The following is a 19208-nucleotide window of genomic DNA, read 5'->3' on the forward strand; positions in this document are numbered from 1 at the left end:
CCTGAAGGCGGCATGTATTTATCCGTTGCAGTTCTAACCTATTTTTTGAAGATCCCGAGCGGAGCTCCGACCGGAAGGAATTGGCGTCCAAAATGAGCGTTGAGCACTGACGCGCCACAGCCATAAAGAGAAACGATACCAATGGCCAGTTCGGAGCAGGCAGCCAGCTTATGGAAAAACTCAGCAGCGAATCCAAAGGAATCCATCGTAAGTCCGAGGAACAGGAAATCAATTAACACAAAGATGACGAGCAGCACCCGGTTTGCTTCCACAGCGCCGAGGGTCATGAAGAGGGTGAAGACCAGATATCCCAGGAAAACAAATCCCAGCTGTTTGGGGTCTACGCCTTCCGCCAATACCGTTCCGAATACCCCGAGCTTGATCAGCCAGCTGCCCGCCATGCCGAACCAGAAGAACGCGTAAGCGCCAAAGGCGGTCATCCCGAAGGTATTGTTGTGTTTGGCATCCTGAATGGATGCGAACAGCTGGGCAAAGGCTCCGAGAAAAATAGCCCAAGGAATGCAATAGCTGAGACCTGTTGTAATTTCAAGCTTTTGTGAAGAAGCGACCAGGGTGACGATAGCCAATCCGAACAGGCCGATGGCGCTGGGGTCGGCGGTGACGATTTTGACGGATTGGGTGTGTGGCGATTGCGCTGACATAACAATAAATGCCTCCAATTTTCATAAGTGTTCGCATAGGATAACAGCACCCGGAGCGGGTGCTGTTATCAGCTTGCCTATCATATCATATCGCCCGAACCTTGCCTATAAAGGAAGCATTCATTTTTCGCCAAAAAACAATTTTTTCTGGGACAAAACGGACTGGATTTCACCGGCATTAACCGGTTTGCTGATGTAGAATCCCTGCAGCTCGTCGCTGCCCAGCCTGCGCAGCATATCAAATTGCTCCTGCAGCTCGATCCCCTCGGACACTACACTCAGCCCGAGATTGTGGCTCAGCTCGATAATGGCTTTGACCAGTACATCACCTTGCGGGTAAGGGGTCATTTCAGAGACGAAGGAGCGGTCGATTTTGATCACATCGACAGGGAACCGCCGCAAATAGCTCAAAGAAGAAAATCCGGTGCCAAAGTCGTCCAGTGAAATGCGGAATCCGTGTGCTCTAAGCTGCTGCAGCGACTCCGATATGCTGTCGCCGGAGACCAGCACGCTCTCCGTAATTTCAAGCTCCAGGCTGGAGGGCGGCAGCTCATATTCATGCAGCAGCTTGAGCAACAGCTCCAGCAGGCCAGGCTGCATCAGCTGCAGCGCTGAAATATTGACTGCAGCGGTAAGAAACAGGCCGTTCTCCCGGAACCTCTGCATATCCGCGCAGACTTGCCGCAGCACCCAGCCCCCGATACTTACAATGGAACCGCTGGTCTCCGCGAGCGGAATGAACTCTGCTGGAGATACAGGCCCGTAGGAGGGGCTGGTCCAGCGCAGAAGCGCTTCCACCTTATGCACCTGCAGCCGCTCAGCATTGAGAATTGGCTGGTAATGCACTTCAAACTCAGCATTGGCTGCTGCAGAGAGCAGCTGCTGCGACAACACCTTTTTGCGCCGGATGCTCTCTTCCAGGTCCTCGGAATATTGAAAGATATGGTTCCGTCCCGTCCCTTTGACATGGAGCATCGCCAGATCGGCTTGTTTGACCAGATAGTCGGCGTCATCCCCGTTCTGGGGATACATGCTGATGCCTATGCTGGCTGTGCAATAGAAGAGATGCCCCTGGATTTGATGCGGCATCGAGAGAGCGTCCTGAATGCTTGACAGCTGGGCCGAAATAGCGGCCGAATCGGGGATGTCAGAGAGCAGAATGGTGAATTCATCGCCGCCAAGGCGTGACACTACATCATGTGTCCCGACGACCTGTGTAAGCCGGAAGGCGATTTCCTGGAGCATGGCATCGCCGAAATCATGGCCCAGCGTATCATTGACGGTCTTGAAGTGATCCAGATCAATGAAGACAAGGGCAATCTGCCGGTTGCTGCCCTTCGCTGCACCAATCGCTGCATTGAGCTTCGCGAAGAAAAGCGAGCGGTTAGGCAGCTGGGTCAGCGGATCCAGCATGGATTGCTGCTGAAGCTCCTCCTGGGCCTGCTGCAGGGAATCGATCATCCGGTTGAATTCATGCTCCACATCACTGAACTCATCCCTCCCGGTACTGATGATGCGAATGGATAAATCCTTGCTGCTGCCAATAGCCCTGATATTTTTGATTAAGGAAGTCATTCTTCCCAGGATGGAGCGGTTCACGAAGAGCATGCTCCCTATGCAGCTCAGAAGGGTTACGATGAAGAAGACTAGCCGGAAGCTGTAGACCGATTCCTGCCCGCTCTCATAAATCTGGCGCGGCTGCTTCACGGTAAAGACAACGCCGGGGTTGCCGAACAGGTCGTCCACAACGGTGTGAATCGACATCATACTGCCGGAAACCGGGCCCATCCAGCGATCCTCACCGCCGCTCTGTGCCAGCATTTCTGAGGTGGCCCGGGTTATTTGGATACTGGCGGTGCCGTCTTCCCAGACAGGGGTGACTTCCTCCTGCTTAAGCTTTCTTCCGGCAACGGCGGTGCCGATCACCGGCTTATCTGTGCTGCTGCCGGCTATAGGCGTAAGCGTAATCAGCATCGGGCCCTGATCGAGAAGCACGATCCCGGTTTGGCTGTCATTTGCACTTGCCAAGGCAGGCAGCCTGCTGTTCATCAGTCTGAACAGGGTATGCAGCTCCGGTGTCAGCGGGGAAATGCTCCTGCGGAGCGTATCATATGTCCCGCCATATAGGGGCTGTCCCGATTTGTCCAGCAGGGCCATCATATCCAGGTGATTGACTTCAAAGGCTGTACTATTGAATGTGCTGCGGATAAAACGATCATCTGCAGCAGGGGGACGATCTGCTGAGCGGCTTGCTTCTACGAACCGGTAGGTTTCGTCCCGGAGCGAATAGTTCAGCATTCCGGTCTTCATATCCAGCAGTTCCTTCTGATAGGAAGAGAGCGCATCGCCCAGACTGTGTTTCAGCGCCGCTTCATCCAGCTTCTCAAAACGGTTCAGCATGATGAGATGCAGAAGCAGGTAGTTAATCCCCAAGGTAACCAGGGCAACAACACAGGTGAAGAAGATCATTTTTTTACGCAGCTTCATGATGCTCCCCTTTTATAAATTTCTAATGAATAGGAAATAAGTACCATACTGTACAGTGTACCACGAATAGGGAATATTTTGCAGGGCTTTTCCACCCAATATGTCGAAATTTGATGTATAATAATTCAATGATGAGATAAGGATGTATGCCCGTGAATGTTAAAAGCTTTTTGCAATTTGTCGAGCTGCCGACAAAGGTGGCGAGCATGCTGCCTTTCCTGCTGGGGACATTGTATGCCCTGTACCGGTTCGAGGATTTCTATGTTCTGCGTTTTGCCCTAATGCTTGTGTCCCTGCTGAGCTTTGACATGGCGACAACGGCGATCAACAACTATTATGATTATAAAAAAGCGGCCAAAACCCACGGCTACGGCTATGAAACGCATAATGCCATTGTCCGCTACAGGCTGAAGGAGAGTACAGTGGTGGCTGCTATTGCTGTCCTGCTGGCGCTTGCCGTGGGCGGCGGGATTGCGCTTGTTGCCGAGACAGGGCTGCTGGTGTTTCTGCTGGGCGGCTTGTCCTTCCTGATCGGCATTCTGTACTCGTTCGGTCCGATACCGATCTCAAGGATGCCGCTCGGCGAGCTGTTCTCCGGGCTGTTTATGGGGTTTGTCATCATCTTTATTTCTGCGTATATCCACTCGGACCAGACTGTGGTGACACTGCTGTTCTCCGAAGGCTGGGCCAGCCTGCATGTCCATATCGCAGAGGTGCTATATCTCTTCTGGTTCTCCGTGCCGGCAATTCTTGGAATTGCCGGAATTATGCTGGCCAACAATATCTGCGATATTGAGGATGACATGGACAACCGGCGGTATACACTGCCGGTGTATATTGGACGGAAGAATGCTTTGCTGCTGTTCAGGCTGCTGTATTATGTCTCTTTTGCGGATCTTGCCGTGCTGCTGCTGCTGGGAGTGAATCCTGTGCTGGTGGCGCTGCTGCTCCTGACGCTGATTCCGCTCCGCCGCAATATCGCCCGTTTTGAAGAGAAGCAGGAGAAGGCTTCAACCTTCATTCTGTCCGTCAAAAATTTCATGCTGATGAGCGTGGCCCGGATTGTGGTGCTGGGTGCGGCTATCCTGCTGAAGGTTCTGCTGTGATTGCAGCTGCCATTCATAGAGATATGCCGGATTCTGTGATATTGTTTCAATAGAGACATCCAGGAAATCAATGACAAGGGAAGGTGTACACCGATGACACAAAAGCTGCGTTGGGGAATTATGGGCTGTGCACAGATCGCAACAGGCTCGGTCATGCCGGCCATCCGGGAATCGGAGACGGGAATCATTCAGGCGGTGGCGAGCCGGGGGCTGGACAAGAGCAGTGCCGTCGCGGAGGAATTCGGCGTGGCACAGGCCTACGGCAGCTATGAGGAGCTGCTGGCTGATCCGGATGTTGATGCGGTATATATTCCGCTTCCGAACCATCTGCACCGGGAATGGGTAATCCGGGCGGCAGAAGCCGGCAAGCATGTGCTGTGCGAAAAGCCGATTGCCCTGAACAGCCGGGAGGCGGCAGAGATGGTGGAAGCCTGCCGTAAGGCGGGCGTGCACCTGGCCGAAGCCTATATGTACCGGCATCACCCGCGGATTGCCGAAGTGCAGGAGATTATCGCCAGCGGCGAGATCGGCGATCTGCGGTCCATCCGGGGGACTTTTACATATAATGATGCCGGAGATACCTCTAACATCCGCTTCAAATCGGCTTGGGGCGGGGGCTCCCTGTACGATGTCGGCTGTTACCCGCTCAGTGCGGCGCGGCTGTTGTTCGGCGCGGAGCCGGAAGCGGCAACCGTACAGGCGATCTTTTCCCCTGAGCATGACAATGTGGATATGATGGCCTCCGGTCTGGTCGAGTTCCCCGGCGGCGTCAGCCTGATCTTCGACTGCGGCATGTGGGCCTACAACCGGCAGCTGTTGGAGGTGCTCGGGACAGAAGGGCGGATTGAGCTTCCGATGCCGTTTAACGCGAGATTCGATGATGCCGAATTTTTTGTATATTCCGGCGGGGAAGTCAGACGCGCCCGGGCTACGGGAGCCAATCCGTATGTCTGCCAGGCGGATGATTTCGCCGCCGCTGTCTTCGGCGCAGCACCTGTAATTGCTGCGGAAGACCCGGTGCTGAACATGACGCTGATTGAGACCTGCCTGGCATCCGCACGGACACGGCAGCGAATTAGCCTGAAGCAGGGATAGAAGAGGAAATAACTATGTTTAGAGTTGGAAATAGACATTAGGTGGAATAAAGGAACCTATTTCCCTCCAAGATCAACAATTGTGAGATTTAAGTGGAATTAGGGAACTTATTTGGGCCATCTTACTCCGCCAGGAGCGAAATGAGCTGAATTAGTGATCCTTTTTCCACCTCATCTCAGGAGCGCATGGTGCTGGAGCGAATTAGTGATCCTTTTTCCACTTGGCGCAGCCGCAGGATTCATCGAGCGTCCTCCAGGCACCGCTAGACTGAAATGAAGAACGGCTGCGCTGCCCGGTGATGGATGACGTAGCCGTTTTTTCAAAATATATTTTATACTTCACGCATTAAATGTTCTTTAGATTTCCCGCTGAAACGATACCGTCCTTTAAAAGGGCGGCGAAGCGGTTTCTGCTTGTATACACGCTCACCGCAAGGAGATCCTGTTTCTGCCTAGCTTTACACAGTATTCAATAGGATTTCTTCGTCATCATCCCCCCGGTTGAAGGCCTCGCGGTCAAACTCGCCTTCCGAGTTGGCCACCAGAAGTGCGGTGACGGTTGTTCCTGTCGCATTTACAGCAGTACGCCCCATATCAATGAGCGCTTCTACCCCTGCCACAATGGCAATGCCTTCAAGAGGCAGTCCCAGTGCGGTCAATACAACTGTTGTAGAAATAACTGCCGGACCGGGGACACCCGCCACACCTATAGAAGAAATGATGCTTACCAATACAAGGGTCACATAGTCAGTTCCGGTCAGCTGGATTCCGAACACCTGGGCCGTAAAAACAGCCACGATGGCAGGCCAGATCCCGCCGCAGCCATTAAAGTTGACAGAAGCCCCCAGAGGCGCGACAAAGCTGGCAATCCGTGGGGAGACATGCAGCCGCTTCGTGATGACCTCCAGGTTGATTGGAAGCGTAGCATAGCTGCTTCTGGTGGTGAAGGCAACAGTAAGGGTTGGATATATCTTACGGAAAAATCGCAAGGGATTGATTTTGGCAACGAGCAGTACCAGCCCTCCGAAAATGAGGACAAAATGAATGATAAGCGCGACGTAGGAGGTGATGATGACGCTGCCCAACTCCTGCAGGGTTTCCCAGCCGTAACGTGCTGTAATTCCCGCGATCAGCGCAAAAACCCCATATGGAGTCAGGCGGATGACAAACTTGACTACCTGGTGCAGGACAATTGTCAATGATTCAATGAGATCGCGTACCGGCTTGACGGCCTCCGGTTTTTTGGAGCCGACCTTGATGATCGCAACAGCCAGGAAAATGGCAAAGATCAGAAGGGGGACCACCTTACCGGTTGCGGCCTCATTAACGGGGTTGGAGGGCACCAGGTCCAGTATGACCTGTGAGAAGGTAGGGATTTCACGGGCCTCGAACCCTTCCGGCACCGTTTGTTGAATGCCCTTCCCGGGATTGAACAGCAGGGCTACCGACAATCCGATGATGGAAGCGACACCGGTTGTCCCCAGGAACCAGGCGAAGGTTTTTATTCCTATTTTGCGTAAATACTCCAGATTGGTTAAGGATGAAATGCTGTTCAGGACCAGGACAAATACCAAGGGAATCACGAGCATCCGGATCAAACTGACATAAATGCTGCCAAACGTCTTAATTGCCTCGGTCTCCAAATCAAAATATTGCAAGAAAATGCCGGCTGTCAGACCGATGCCGAGACCCGCCAGAACACGGGTACCGAACCCGATCCGTTTACGCGCCAAGAGAAAAAGAATACCAAACACAACAATGGAAATCACGAAACCATGCCAGTTCGTCTCAATTGCAGACAACAGATTGTTATCAATATTGTCCATTGGCGTTGCAAAACCTCCTAAACCGACTTTTTTGGTGTGAATAATGAGAATAATGTACAGAGTATTTTTATGATTGTCAATATAAGAATATGTTAAAAAACTTAATTGTAAGTTATTCAGGAATCCACTGGACCGCACCTGTATAACTGGGCATGGGCATTTCTAATAGGTTGTTGATCTATAATTTGGTAGAATGGGAGTTGAATTTGGGATTACATATATTTGGAATTGCCTAGCGGATTTCTGAAAGGGGAGCAGATTATGGGACTACCAGAAGAACCGGTCATTTCGATTTCAGGACTATGGATGAATTACAGCGACCGGATGGTGCTGCGGGGCATAGACCTCGAAGTATACAGGGGGCAGATTATCGGCTATATTGGCCCGAATGGGGCAGGCAAGAGCACTACGGTAAAAATTATGCTGGGGCTGGTGGAAGGCTACACAGGGACGGTACGGATTTTTGGCAGGGATATCGCTGACGGCGATGCCGCCTACAAACGGAGAATCGGCTATGTGCCCGAGATTGCAGAGCTCTATGACAGCCTGACCGCCCGGGAGTATCTGACATTCATTGGCGAGCTGTATGGTATGGAGCGGACCGAAGCCGATGCCAAGGCCGAACGGCTGATGGACCTGCTTAATTTGAAAAAAGCCTACGATATGCGCATCGCTTCCTACTCCAAGGGGATGAAGCAGAAGGTGCTGCTAATCTCAAGCATGCTGCATGATCCCGACATTCTGTTCCTTGATGAGCCGCTTAGCGGCCTTGATGCCAACAGTGTTATGGTGGTCAAGGAGATTTTCGCTTCGCTTGCGGCACAGGGCAAAACGATCTTTTATTCCTCGCATATCATGGATGTCGTGGAGAAGATCAGCAGCCGGATCATCCTGATCAATGGCGGAGATATCGTGGCGGACGGAACCTTCGCGCAGCTTCAGGAACAGAACAGGGAAGGTTCGCTGGAGGACATTTTTAATCAGCTGACCGGGTTTGACAAGTACCGGGATATTGCCGGCGAGTTTGTCGCTGTACTTGGAGAAGGTGCTCCGCATGAATGATTTTTGGGTGTTGAAGCTGCTTGACCGGCTGCAGGGCGGATTCCGGAGGGCCGGGGTGGATTACAAGATGCTGCGCAGCATTCTGCAGGTGAAGCTTACGATGGATGGAAGGCGGACACCGACAGTGCTTCGAACACAGAAGGGCAGTCAGGGAACCGAGGGCTCGCCGCTGCGGGTACAGTGGATCTATCTATTGCTTGGACTGATGCTGATCCTCTTCGTTGTACCCGGAAGCAACTACATGCTGATGATGAGCGTGCTGTTTGCGGTCATCATGTTCATGATCACTACTACCCTGATTTCCGACTTCTCGTCAGTCATGCTTGATCTGCGGGACAAGAACATTTTGTTCTCTAAGCCGGTAGACCGCCGGACCTTGAACATGGCCAAGAGCCTCCATATCCTGATTTATCTGGTTACGCTGACGCTGACCTTAACGGCACCCTCGCTCGTGGTTGCCTTGTTCAAGCAGGGAGTGCTGTTCTTCCTGGTCTATGCAGCGATGATCCTGCTGATGGATTGTTTTATTCTGGTGATAACCGCCCTGCTCTACTTGCTGATTCTAAGGGTCTTCGACGGGGAAAAGCTCAAGGATATCATCAACTATATCCAGATTATTTTGTCGGTCGGAATTGCTGTAGGGTACCAGCTGGTTCCGCGTCTTTTCGATATGACAGATTTGACAGCTTCCTTCCAGCCCGCATGGTGGCAATATTTCATTGCACCTGTGTGGTTTGCCGCTCCGTTTGAGGTGCTTGTGGGAGGCAACCATGGTGTGGATTTCACTGTGCTGGCTGCAATGTCTGTCATCGTCCCGCTGGTGGTGCTGCTGGGCTATATCAAGCTGATGCCGCTGTTCGAGCAGAGCCTGCAGAAGCTGGCAGAGCAGGGGGCTGCCGGGAAGGAGAACGGCCGCTACTCCGGCCTGTTGTCGGGGTGGTTGTGCCGGGATAAGGCTGAGGCGATGTTCTTCCGGTTCACCTGGTCAATGATGAGAAATGAGCGTGATTTCAAACTAAAGGTTTACCCGACCGTAGGCTTATCCTTAATCCTGCCGTTCATCTTCATATTCAACCAGGCCTGGACCAGTGATCACTCATTGAACACAGAATCCAAAGCGTATCTGTTTATCTATCTTTGTGCGCTGCTGCTGCTGACAGCAGTGCAAATGCTTCGTTATTCTTCAAGCTATAAGGGAGCCTGGATTTATACAGCCATCCCGCTGCCCGAAACGGCTCCCGTGTACCGGGGGATGCTCAAGGCTGTGCTGCTGCGTCTGATGCTCCCGCTGTTTGTCCTGGAATCGGCCGTATTCCTGTGGCTGTTCGGACCGCGTATTCTTCCCGATCTGGCAGGAGTAATGCTGGTGTTGCCGTTATTTGCGGTCATCTGCTTCCGGATGCTGCCGCGGGCGCTCCCGTTCTCAGAGAAGTATGAAGCGGCGAAGCAGAAGGATTTCACGGGGAGCGGGTTTGTGCTGCTCTTTATCCTGATGGGCCTGGCGGGTCTGCATTATGTTGTCTCCCTGCTCCCGCTTGGGATTTACATCTATTTGGTAATTTTGGCAGCGGTGAATGTCTGGGCCTGGCGTGCGGCCTTCCCGCATGAAGGTTCGCGGCCCGGACAAATTCCAACCCTAGGCGCATGAGGCTGACACGCAAATATGGACATTTTTTGCCGACACTAAAAAAAGGGTCTAAGTTCCAGTATTTACTTAGACAGTGTACTAAATACAGGTTAGAATACAGCTAAAGTTTACGTTCAGGGATGGCCTATAATCTTTATGCACTCTTCCATTTATCTGATATTCGTATATTGGTTTTTGACTTAGTAAATGTACTGCGGCGACGATGATAATCATATATGTGAAGAGGTCAACTATGGATCAAATGGGAACCCACTACAACCTATGGATTGTTTTACTATCTTTTGCGCTTGCTGCCACCGCAGCTTATTCAGCGCTTAATTTAATTTTACAGGTTTTCCATTCTGCTGGCAGGGTAAGACGCTTATGGCTGCTATCCAGCGCCTGTGTGCTGGGCAGCGGAATATGGGCTATGCATTTCGTAGGAATTATGGCGAGCTATTTACCTTTCAAAGTAAGCTATCATCCGGGTATAGCCGGTTTCTCACTGCTGATCAGCCTGTGTGCGTGTTATCTATCCTTATGGATTGCTACAATGTCCCGCCTGAGAACAGGGCGACTGCTGCTCGGCGGCCTGATTCTGGGCGGCGGGATTTCCATGATGCATTATATGGGCATGTACTCCATGAAGCTGCAGGATAAGATTCATTATGAGGCGCTGATCCAGGGGTTGTCCGTCGCCGTCGCTTGTCTGGCTTCGTACACCGCCGTATTTCTTTTTCACAAATTCAAGGATTATGCCGGTTTCAGCCGCTGGAAGCTGTACTCCGCGGTGTTCATTGGGCTTGCAGTTACCGGAATGCACTATATCAGCCTGCGGGCCAGCTTTTTGGAGGTTGGCAGCTGGACTGGCGCGAGACCTCTTCTAATGGAGAGAGATGTGGTTCTGCTGACGGGAGTTTCTCTTGTCACATTGTTTATGCTTGCGGTATCCTGCGGAGCGGTATTTCTGGACCGGCATGTGCTGGAGCGGATGGCCTATCATGATCCCCTGACAGAGCTGCCGAACCGGCATGGGCTGGAACGTTACTTCAAAGGTGAATTTTTTAGCGGGCATTCGGGTGCGGTGTTTTTTGTCGATCTGGACCGGTTCAAGTCGATTAATGATACCTTGGGACATGATATCGGAGACATGCTGCTCCAGGAAGTTGCAGGGAGATTGCGGTGTGTGATCAGTGCCAAGGGCAAAGTTTTCCGGCTGGGCGGGGATGAATTTCTGATTGCCCTTCCGGTCTGCACCATGGAAGATGCCCGGGAGGAAGCACAGCACATCCTGCGGGAAGTGAAAAAGGCTTACAGCATTGAGGGCAATGAACTGTATGTTACAGCGAGTGTCGGCATCAGTATGACTCCTTTGCACGGGACAGACCGCTCTGCGCTGATGAAGGCGGCGGACACCGCGCTGTATACTTCGAAGGACTCCGGCAAGAATAAATTCAGTGTGTTCGATCAGGAAATGAACCGCCACCAGCTCCGGCGGATGTCGCTGGAGAAGGATCTGCGCAAGGCGCTGGCCCGTTCAGAATTCATGGTGGTCTACCAGCCGAAATGGGATTCGCTCATGAACGTAACCGTCGGGCTGGAGGCACTGCTGCGCTGGAGGCACCCGGAACATGGCATTATTTCGCCTGCCGAGTTCATTCCCATCGCCGAGGAGACCGGGCTTATTGTGCCTATCACGTATTGGATGCTGCATGATGTGTGCGGCCAGAATAAGCTCTGGCACAAAGCCTGCGTGGCCAATGTTGCCGTCTCCATTAACATGTCGGCCCGGATGTTTGAAGGCGGCAGCCTCTATGATGTGGTCGAAGAGGCGCTGGTCCGCTCCGGTCTGGAACCGCATTTCCTGGAGCTGGAGATCACAGAGTCCATCGCCATGAACAATATGGAAGAGACGGTAGCGCAGCTCTCCAAGCTGCGAAATCTCGGAGTCAGGGTATCGCTGGATGACTTCGGCACTGGTTTCTCCTCCCTGGGGAATCTGGATGAAATTCCAGTGAACACGCTGAAGATTGACCAGGTATTCATCCGCAAGAGCAAGATGCATTCCAAGAAGGCGATCATCAGCAATATTATTGCCATCGCCAGCAACCTCAACATGGAGGTTGTCGCCGAAGGTGTGGAAACACCTGAGCAGATTGAACTGCTGCAGTCCCTGGGCTGCAGGGTGATGCAGGGCTTTTATTACGGAAGGCCCATGCCTGTCAGTGAGCTGGGACAGTGGTTCATTGAGAATACAGCGTGATGAAATACATTAAGCTTATCCTACAGCAGACAGCGCAGAACCTCTTGGGAGATTCTGCGCTGTTTGCTTATACATTAAAGCCTATATAGATTGAACTTGAAAATAAAAAAAGCGGTTCAAATATTGAAATTCAATGATAACAGCGGCCGGAAGTCCAAACATTTCCCGCTGTCACGGCTAGACCCTGAATTTGACCTAGACCTTGAACCTCTCTACCAGAACCTGCAGCTTCTCTGCCAGAGAGGAGAGGAACCCGGCTGAGGATTCCACTTCTTCCATTGCTGCCAGCTGTTCCTGGGAAGAGGCGGAAAGGGTCATGGCACCTTCTGCCGTATAATTGGACACAGTGACGATCTTCTGAATCGACTCCACGAGTCTGCCCGCGATCAGGCCCAGTTCACCGACGGTCTCGGAGATCTGCTGGCTCTGTGAAGACATGTCGGAGACTGAGGTTTCGATCTCGGAGAATGAGCGTCCGGCGGACAGAATCATTTCCTTGCCCTGCTGGATCTCTTCTGTTGAACGTTTCATGGTTTCACCGGCGTTGTCCATCTGACTGATGATCAGGCTGACCAGCTCGCCAATCTGGCCAGCTGATGCGGCTGAACGCTCGGCAAGTTTGCGGACAGAGCCGGCAACGATGGCGAAGCCCCGGCCTTCTTCTCCGGCACGTGCAGCTTCGATCGCTGCGTTCAAGGCCAGCAGATTGGTTTCTTCAGCGATGCCGGAAATCGTTCCTACGATGTTCTCAATCTCTTTGGAGTGGCTGCCCAGCATATCGATAATGTCCGAAAGGTCATGGATACTTTCGCTCACAATCCCGATCTGGGAGGTCGTAGAGTCCAGCGATTGCCGGCCGAGTCGGGCTTTCTGGGCGTTATTTGCAGCTGTATCCTTCGCGCTGTCGGCATTTCCGGCGATCTCACTAATGAAGCGGGACATGTCCTGTACAGCCTGATAGCTTCCTTCCAAGTCCTTCAACTGGGTACCCGCACCCTCAGCCAGCTCAATGGTAACATTCGCACTATGCTCTCCGGCACGGTTCGTCTCCTGGGCGCTTGCGGACAGCTCTTGGGAGGAAGAGGCTACCTGCATGGAGGTGTCATTCACCTGGGTGATAATGTCGCGCAGATTCAGGGTCATGTCATTGAAGTCACGGGCCAGTGTCCCGATTTCATCTTTGCTGTTGAAGAGCAGCGGTTCATGGGTAAGGTCGCCTCTCGCAATAGTGTTCACCGAGGCGGACAGCTTAGTGAGCGGGCTTACCATACGCCGGATCATCAGGTAGGCGGCGAGAATAGCTACGATCAGAATGGAACCGCCGATGATGAAAGGCTGAACAATAATATCCATCGTCCGTTCTTGAATTAAGGGGCCGTCAAAATTGATAGCCATCAGGGCAATAATAGGTTTGGTGGGATCGTGATCCTGATAGATGGGGCCATACCCGGTTTTGAGCGAGGTTCCTTGATATGTATAAACTTTGGAGTATGCGGAATGCTTCATGGTAGTAATCATGGCTTTATCTTCTTCTGCAAAATAAAAGGCATCTCCGGCTTTATAGCCTCTTTTCTTCAAGCTGGCGTCGGCGGCGAGTATTTTACCGTCCAGTGACAGGATAAATGCTTCCTTGAAAATGGGCTTATGTTCCACAATCCAGCCGATCCGGTCTTCAATTGCAGACACTTTGCTGCTGTCTCCGCTGACAAGTGCTGTAATGTCGGCGGGATCAATCAGGCCGGTTGTAATATTGGCGCAGCCCACCAGCTCGATTCCCGCAGCCTCATCTACCTGATGATAGGCGGCACGGTAACCAAAGAATCCGATGGAGGACCCTACAAGGAGCAATACAGTAAGGATCATCCAAGTTAATTTTGTTGCCAATTTCATTTTTTAGTACCACCAACCCTGCTTCTAATGTTTTCAGCAATACCGTTGTATCACTGCTACGATTATAGCGCATCAATGCCAATGCAAATATAGTATTTTTGTGTCGGAACATGACACTTTATGTAAAAATGTGACTAGATAAAAGCATTGAACCAAGGCCCGTGATAATGTTACGCTTGAATCAGGACAAACGGACTGGAGCTGAAAGAAATGTCGCAACAAATCGATCCGCTGGTAGAACGTTTAGGGTTATCCATGTGGAAGGTACAGCGCAAAATTGCCTCACAAATGTCCCTGCACCAGGAAATCGGACTTACCGTGCCGCAATTTGGCCTGCTTCGCATGATCGCGCAGGAGCAGAATGCGCGGGTGATCCAGCTCGCGGACAAAATGGAGGTCAAATCCAGTGCGGTAACAGTGATGCTGGACCGTCTGGAACTGCTGGGGCTAAGTGCGCGCGAGCAGGATGAACACGACCGCAGAGCCGTCATTGTAACCCTTACCGACAAGGGAGAGAAGCTGCTTGAAGAAGGGAAAAACCGCTTCCTGCTTCTGCTTAGCGAACATTTGGCCATCCTGAAGCCGGAAGAGCTGCAAAATTTCGCTGACTATTACCAGATGCTGGACCAGCAGGAACGTTAACGTTCAATATATGTACGCGCACAAAGCCGCGCTCCGGTATCCGGAAGCGCGGCTTTGTTTGTCTGCTATGCGTTTTTTAGTTATTCTGTATCTTTCACTTTATCCGGAAGCTGCGTTACGTAGCTGTCCGAGAGCTGGCGCAAACGCAGCGCACGGTTGTACTCATCCTCGGTTCCGGCAGGCGCCTTGTTTCCCGAAGCCAGCGTGAACTGTGTATTATCCTCGAAGCTGTTGCCGGGGATCAGCAGACCGGAGCTGGAAATAAAGGACCCGGTAGGCAGATAATAACGCTGCGGCAGCAGGTTGTACGACTGGCTTGTCAGATCCTGGCCGAAGTGAATATTGTTGTCCATGGAAACGCCCAGCAGGCTGGCCGCCGTTGGCATAATATCCACTTCACCGCCGACATGATCAAGGGTTTGCGTCCCGATCTTGCCTTCCGCATGAATGATCAGCGGGATATTCAGCATATCTGCATATTCATATTCATGACCGTAGATTTCCTTCATCAATTCCTTGTCGTCATGATCCAGGGAGTAGATCGGCAGGCCCATATGGTCCCCATAGACCATGATCAGGCTGTTATCCCATACGCCATCTGCCTTAAGCTCATCCACGAACTGACCAAAGGCAAAGTCGGCATAATTCTGGGACCGGATATAATCACCGACAAAAGTGCCTTCATACCGTTCCGGCAGCTTCATCTTGTATTTTTCCTCAGGAATAGTGAACGGATGATGGGCAGACATCGAAATGACCTGGGCGTAAAATGGCTTGCTGTCTGCATCCATTTCCTTCAGTTTGTCTGCGGTCTTGCGGTAGAGCGCTTCGTCGGAAGGCCCGAAGAAAAAGGTATCCTCGTCCCCGAAGAACTTATGGTCGTAATAATGCTCCCAGCCGAGAGAGCTGTACAGCTCCCCGCGGTTCCAGAATTCCACATCATTGGTATGGAAGGTAGCTGTCTGGTAGCCGTTTTCCTTCAAAAGACGCGGCAGGCTGGGCAGCTCCTTGTCGACATACGCCATGGTAGCCGCACCCTGCGGCGGAATGTAGAAGGAGGAGTTGACCACGAACTCGGCATCCGATGTGTTCCCTTGGCCAACCATTTGATAAAAATTAGGGAGATACAGACTGTTCTCCATCAGACGGTTCAGATTGGGCGTAATTTCGTGGCCGTCTACCTTAAGTCCAAGCAGGAAGCTCTGGAATGATTCCAATTGAATAATAATCAGATTCTTGCCTTTGGCTGCTCCCTGAAGCGGCGAGACCGCAGCAGGATCGATCCCCTTGAGCTTGTTGATGGCCTCCTGCGTGATTTCGCTGGCATTCACAAGCGCAGGTTTGTCTTTGGCAAAAATCGTGTACGCCTCATAATTCAGGATGCCCATCTCCTGCGCCTTCTTGATCTCGTTCATGCTGGCCTTGTTGGGCAGGATATTGAATAGGCAAAGGGCCAGCGAGACTGCGAACAGAAGACTGTGCGAGAGTTTTCCGCCGCGGTGATTAATGTTATCCTTCTTGTAGGCCCGGCCCTTCTTATTGAAAAAGAAATAGATGCCGAGGACAATAATATCGGCAAATATCAGCAGATAATACGGGTCCATCAGGGAGAATACGCTGTTGCGGACAGCGGTAACCTGATTCACCTGCTCCGCCGCATGGTAAGTGACGATAACCCCATAATATTTAAAGTACATAATGGCGGCAAAAAAGATTGCGGTGACGAGCAGATTGACCGTCATGTAATAGCCAAGCTTCCGTTTGGAAGCGAAGCGTTCGATAAGGGCGAACAAGGCCCAGACAAAAGGAATCTCCGTTAAGAGTGTTTTCCAGGAGAGGAGATCTCCAAAAATTACGCCCCAGGCCAGAAAACTCTTCAGGACAAAAAGAATGGAGAAAAATACGAATGGTTTGATCAGCCATCGTTTTATGGTTAAGGATGACACAGCTTCGCCTTCTTTCTGCATAATGAAACACCAATTCCCGGCTAGTAGGAAGCAGCGCAAGACACAACAATACCATTATCAATAGTCCTTATTATGCAGCGCTGGGAGAGGAATGTCAAAAATCAGAATTGCCGTATACCCACCCCGTAAGGCGCATTTTGAAATGCCGCCATGTGAAGCGGGGAATATCAACTCTTAATGAGGTTAAACCGGGAAAAAAGGACGGAAATGGCCTTGTCGGACAAAAAAGGCGCGCGGGCAACGGGAAGGAGGACGGGACATGGACAATGCAGAGATAGCTCTTTCGGTAAGAACGCTGGTGGAGTATGCCTTCAGCAGCGGCAGTCTGGAGCCGGGTTTCCGCAGCGGTGCGGCGATGGCGGAAGGCACGCGTATTCATCAGCATATCCAGAAGCAATATAAAGAAGGGGACCGCAAAGAGGTCTACCTCAAGACAGAAATTCCGTATGAGGGCCTTCTCTTTATCATCGATGGACGCTGTGACGGTTTGTTGGCCGGAGAGGATGGCAGGCTCATTGTAGAGGAAATCAAGTCCATAGCCGGACCCCTGGATTCCACGATGGAAGGGAAGGAGGTTCACTGGGCGCAAGGGTTTATGTATGCCTATATGATAGCGGTAGATCAGGAGCTTTCTTCTATTGAAGTTAAGCTTACCTATGTGATGAGAGGCAGTGATGAGCAGCACAGCCTGTACAGGACTGCCACCCGGGAAGAGCTGGAGGCCTTTGCCGCCGGAACGGTAGCCCGATATGCGCCTTATGCCAAGCTGAGGGTACGTCATGAAGCGCGGAGGGGGGAGAGCATCCGGCGTCTGTCTTTTCCGTTCCAGGACTACCGGCAGGGCCAGCGGCATTTCGCTGCCGCCGTGTACAAGACGGTTGCTGAAGGTGTTAATCTGTTCGCCCAGGCACCCACAGGCATCGGTAAAACGATGTCGACCCTTTTTCCTGCGGTAAAAGCACTGGGCGAGGGGATCGCGGCGGGGATCTTCTACTTAACCGCGAAGACGGTTAACCGCTTTGCGGCGCAGGAGGCGGTCCTGCTGCTGATTGGCGGCGGCCTTCAGCTGCATGCCATCACGCTGACTGCCAAGGAGAAAGCCTGCTTCCGTGAGGAAGGGCTCTGCAGCAAGGAGGGCTGCCCGTTTGCCGAGGGCTATTATGACCGGGTGAATGCGGCTGTGCTGGACATGCTGGAGCATGAAACATTGATGACCCAGGAGGTCATCGCCGTCTATGCCCGGCGGCATATGGTGTGTCCATTTGAATTCTCGCTGGACGCTGCCTATGCCTGCGACCTGGTCATTTGTGATTACAATTATATTTATGACCCCCGGATCAGTCTGAAACGGCTCCCGGAGGAACGCAAGAAGAAGACGGTGCTGCTGGTGGATGAGGCCCACAACCTGGTGGACCGGGGCAGGGAAATGTTCTCCGCCTCGTTGACCAAGGCGCCGTTCCTGAACCTGCAACGGCAGTATAAAACGGTTACCCCTGCATTAAGCGCAGCAGCCAAAGCGGTGAATGGCTTTTTCATTGCCCTGCGCAAAAACTGCAATGAAAACGGGGAGGGACAATGGGCTGAATATCCCGGGGAATTGCCGCAGCTGCTGGAGGCGTTTGCCGCTGAGGCAGAAATGGAGCTGGCAAGCCCATCCTCCGCCCTCATTGCTCTGCCCGAGGATGGGGAAGGCGGCCTGCTGGATACCTATTATGCGGTCCAGGGTATGCTGCGCACCTTCAAAACCTATGATGAACGGTATGTTACCTACGCAGAGGTTAGGCGCGGCGATGTGTTCCTGAAGCTGTTCAATCTGGACCCTTCACATCTGCTTCAGCAGATGGCCAAAGGCTTCCGCAGCCAGATTCTTTTCTCGGCGACACTTTCGCCGATGTCCTATTACCGGGACATGATTGGTGCAGCGGAAGAGGACTACAGCCTGCGTGTAGCTTCTCCGTTTCACAAGGAGCAATGGGAAGTGTCCGTAGTTCCGGTATCCACCCGTTATCATGACCGCGCCGACTCTCTGATCCCGCTGAGCGATGCGCTGCGCGGGATGGTTGGAAGGAAGGGGAATTATCTTGTGTTTTTCCCGTCCTATGCTTATTTGCAGAACGTCTTCGAGGTGTTCACGGACAAGTATCCTGAGATCACGACGCTGGTGCAGGGAAGCGGAATGAGTGAGCAGGCCCGTGAGGCGTTTCTCGCTTCTTTCCGTCCCGATAATCCGCAGACGCTGCTTGGTTTCGCGGTGCTTGGCGGGATTTTCTCGGAGGGCGTTGATTTGCCCGGGGACCGCCTGAACGGCGTAATGATTGTTGGCGTAGGCCTGCCGCAGGTCGGACTGGAACGCAATCTGCTGCGCGGATATTTTGGGTCCCAAGGCAAGAACGGCTTTGACTATGCCTACGTCTATCCGGGCATGTGCAAAGTGCAGCAGGCCGGTGGAAGACTGATCCGCAGTGAGAGTGACAGCGGCATTATCGTGCTGGCGGATGACCGTTTTCTGCAGCAGTCCTATGCAGACCTGCTCCCCGAAGAATGGCGGGACTACCTTATCCGGACCTAAGCGGGTATAATCT

12 protein-coding genes are annotated in these 19208 nt (G+C 52.3%); 7 read left to right on the top strand and 5 right to left on the bottom strand.

Annotated elements, in window-relative coordinates; genetic code table 11:
- Positions 1 to 38: 38 nt before the first annotated feature.
- Positions 39 to 662, bottom strand: coding sequence for an acetate uptake transporter (locus tag BLQ82_RS21920; protein ID WP_062522629.1), 624 nt, complete (start codon positions 660 to 662; stop codon positions 39 to 41).
- Positions 663 to 782: 120 nt separating this feature from the next.
- Positions 783 to 3149 (bottom strand): bifunctional diguanylate cyclase/phosphodiesterase, encoded by a 2367-nt coding sequence (locus BLQ82_RS21925; RefSeq protein ID WP_062522627.1) that lies wholly within the window; start codon positions 3147 to 3149, stop codon positions 783 to 785.
- A 152-nt stretch (positions 3150 to 3301) separates the two neighbouring features.
- On the opposite strand from BLQ82_RS21925, the gene BLQ82_RS21930 reads away from it, so the two are divergent.
- Positions 3302 to 4255 carry a 1,4-dihydroxy-2-naphthoate polyprenyltransferase gene (locus BLQ82_RS21930; RefSeq protein WP_062522625.1) on the top strand — a complete coding sequence of 318 codons (954 nt, stop codon included), beginning with the start codon at positions 3302 to 3304 and terminating at the stop codon, positions 4253 to 4255.
- 93 nt (positions 4256 to 4348) lie between these two features.
- Entirely contained in the window at positions 4349 to 5350 is a 1002-nt protein-coding gene (locus BLQ82_RS21935) for a Gfo/Idh/MocA family protein (RefSeq protein WP_062522623.1), read from the top strand.
- Positions 5351 to 5807: 457 nt separating this feature from the next.
- Here BLQ82_RS21935 and BLQ82_RS21940 read toward each other — a convergent pair whose 3' ends face one another.
- Positions 5808 to 7175 (bottom strand): dicarboxylate/amino acid:cation symporter, encoded by a 1368-nt coding sequence (locus BLQ82_RS21940; protein WP_208810731.1) that lies wholly within the window; start codon positions 7173 to 7175, stop codon positions 5808 to 5810.
- Positions 7176 to 7436: 261 nt separating this feature from the next.
- Between BLQ82_RS21940 and BLQ82_RS21945 the strand changes: the two genes are divergently transcribed.
- The 3 genes from BLQ82_RS21945 to BLQ82_RS21955 all read left to right on the top strand — a co-directional run bounded on the left by BLQ82_RS21945 (position 7437) and on the right by BLQ82_RS21955 (position 12127).
- Positions 7437 to 8237 (top strand): ABC transporter ATP-binding protein, encoded by an 801-nt coding sequence (locus tag BLQ82_RS21945; RefSeq protein ID WP_062522621.1) that lies wholly within the window; start codon positions 7437 to 7439, stop codon positions 8235 to 8237.
- Entirely contained in the window at positions 8230 to 9885 is a 1656-nt protein-coding gene (locus BLQ82_RS21950; protein ID WP_062522619.1) for a hypothetical protein, read from the top strand. Before BLQ82_RS21945 ends, BLQ82_RS21950 begins: the two co-directional genes overlap by 8 nt.
- Before the next feature lie 232 nt (positions 9886 to 10117).
- A complete protein-coding gene (locus BLQ82_RS21955) occupies positions 10118 to 12127 on the top strand; it encodes a bifunctional diguanylate cyclase/phosphodiesterase (RefSeq protein WP_062522617.1) in 2010 nt (669 codons plus the stop codon).
- 195 nt (positions 12128 to 12322) lie between these two features.
- On the opposite strand, the gene BLQ82_RS21960 is transcribed toward BLQ82_RS21955, so the two are convergent.
- On the bottom strand, positions 12323 to 14017 hold the full coding sequence (locus BLQ82_RS21960) for a methyl-accepting chemotaxis protein (RefSeq protein WP_062522615.1): 1695 nt from the start codon (positions 14015 to 14017) through the stop codon (positions 12323 to 12325).
- Positions 14018 to 14227: 210 nt separating this feature from the next.
- Here BLQ82_RS21960 and BLQ82_RS21965 point away from each other — a divergent pair, with 210 nt between their 5' ends.
- The gene (locus BLQ82_RS21965; protein ID WP_062522613.1) at positions 14228 to 14659 is read left to right on the top strand and encodes a MarR family winged helix-turn-helix transcriptional regulator; all 432 of its coding nucleotides are present in this window, start codon (positions 14228 to 14230) and stop codon (positions 14657 to 14659) included.
- Positions 14660 to 14739: 80 nt separating this feature from the next.
- On the opposite strand, the gene BLQ82_RS21970 is transcribed toward BLQ82_RS21965, so the two are convergent.
- The gene (locus BLQ82_RS21970; RefSeq protein ID WP_062522611.1) at positions 14740 to 16626 is read right to left on the bottom strand and encodes an LTA synthase family protein; all 1887 of its coding nucleotides are present in this window, start codon (positions 16624 to 16626) and stop codon (positions 14740 to 14742) included.
- A 259-nt stretch (positions 16627 to 16885) separates the two neighbouring features.
- On the opposite strand from BLQ82_RS21970, the gene BLQ82_RS21975 reads away from it, so the two are divergent.
- Entirely contained in the window at positions 16886 to 19195 is a 2310-nt protein-coding gene (locus BLQ82_RS21975) for an ATP-dependent DNA helicase (protein WP_062522608.1), read from the top strand.
- Positions 19196 to 19208 lie beyond the last annotated feature (13 nt).

It is taken from the genome of Paenibacillus jilunlii, from assembly GCF_900102965.1.
GTDB classification, from domain to species: domain Bacteria; phylum Bacillota; class Bacilli; order Paenibacillales; family Paenibacillaceae; genus Paenibacillus_AQ; species Paenibacillus_AQ jilunlii.

What these genes read in the sequence shown, in the direction of transcription:
- BLQ82_RS21920 (WP_062522629.1), bottom strand. Translation starts at nt 662, where the DNA reads ATGTCAGCGCAATCGCCACACACCCAATCCGTCAAAATCGTCACCGCC.
- BLQ82_RS21925 (WP_062522627.1), bottom strand. Translation starts at nt 3,149, where the DNA reads ATGAAGCTGCGTAAAAAAATGATCTTCTTCACCTGTGTTGTTGCCCTG.
- BLQ82_RS21935 (WP_062522623.1), top strand. Translation starts at nt 4,349, where the DNA reads ATGACACAAAAGCTGCGTTGGGGAATTATGGGCTGTGCACAGATCGCA.
- BLQ82_RS21940 (WP_208810731.1), bottom strand. Translation starts at nt 7,175, where the DNA reads ATGGACAATATTGATAACAATCTGTTGTCTGCAATTGAGACGAACTGG.
- BLQ82_RS21945 (WP_062522621.1), top strand. Translation starts at nt 7,437, where the DNA reads ATGGGACTACCAGAAGAACCGGTCATTTCGATTTCAGGACTATGGATG.
- BLQ82_RS21950 (WP_062522619.1), top strand. Translation starts at nt 8,230, where the DNA reads ATGAATGATTTTTGGGTGTTGAAGCTGCTTGACCGGCTGCAGGGCGGA.
- BLQ82_RS21955 (WP_062522617.1), top strand. Translation starts at nt 10,118, where the DNA reads ATGGATCAAATGGGAACCCACTACAACCTATGGATTGTTTTACTATCT.
- BLQ82_RS21960 (WP_062522615.1), bottom strand. Translation starts at nt 14,017, where the DNA reads ATGAAATTGGCAACAAAATTAACTTGGATGATCCTTACTGTATTGCTC.
- BLQ82_RS21965 (WP_062522613.1), top strand. Translation starts at nt 14,228, where the DNA reads ATGTCGCAACAAATCGATCCGCTGGTAGAACGTTTAGGGTTATCCATG.
- BLQ82_RS21970 (WP_062522611.1), bottom strand. Translation starts at nt 16,626, where the DNA reads ATGCAGAAAGAAGGCGAAGCTGTGTCATCCTTAACCATAAAACGATGG.
- BLQ82_RS21975 (WP_062522608.1), top strand. Translation starts at nt 16,886, where the DNA reads ATGGACAATGCAGAGATAGCTCTTTCGGTAAGAACGCTGGTGGAGTAT.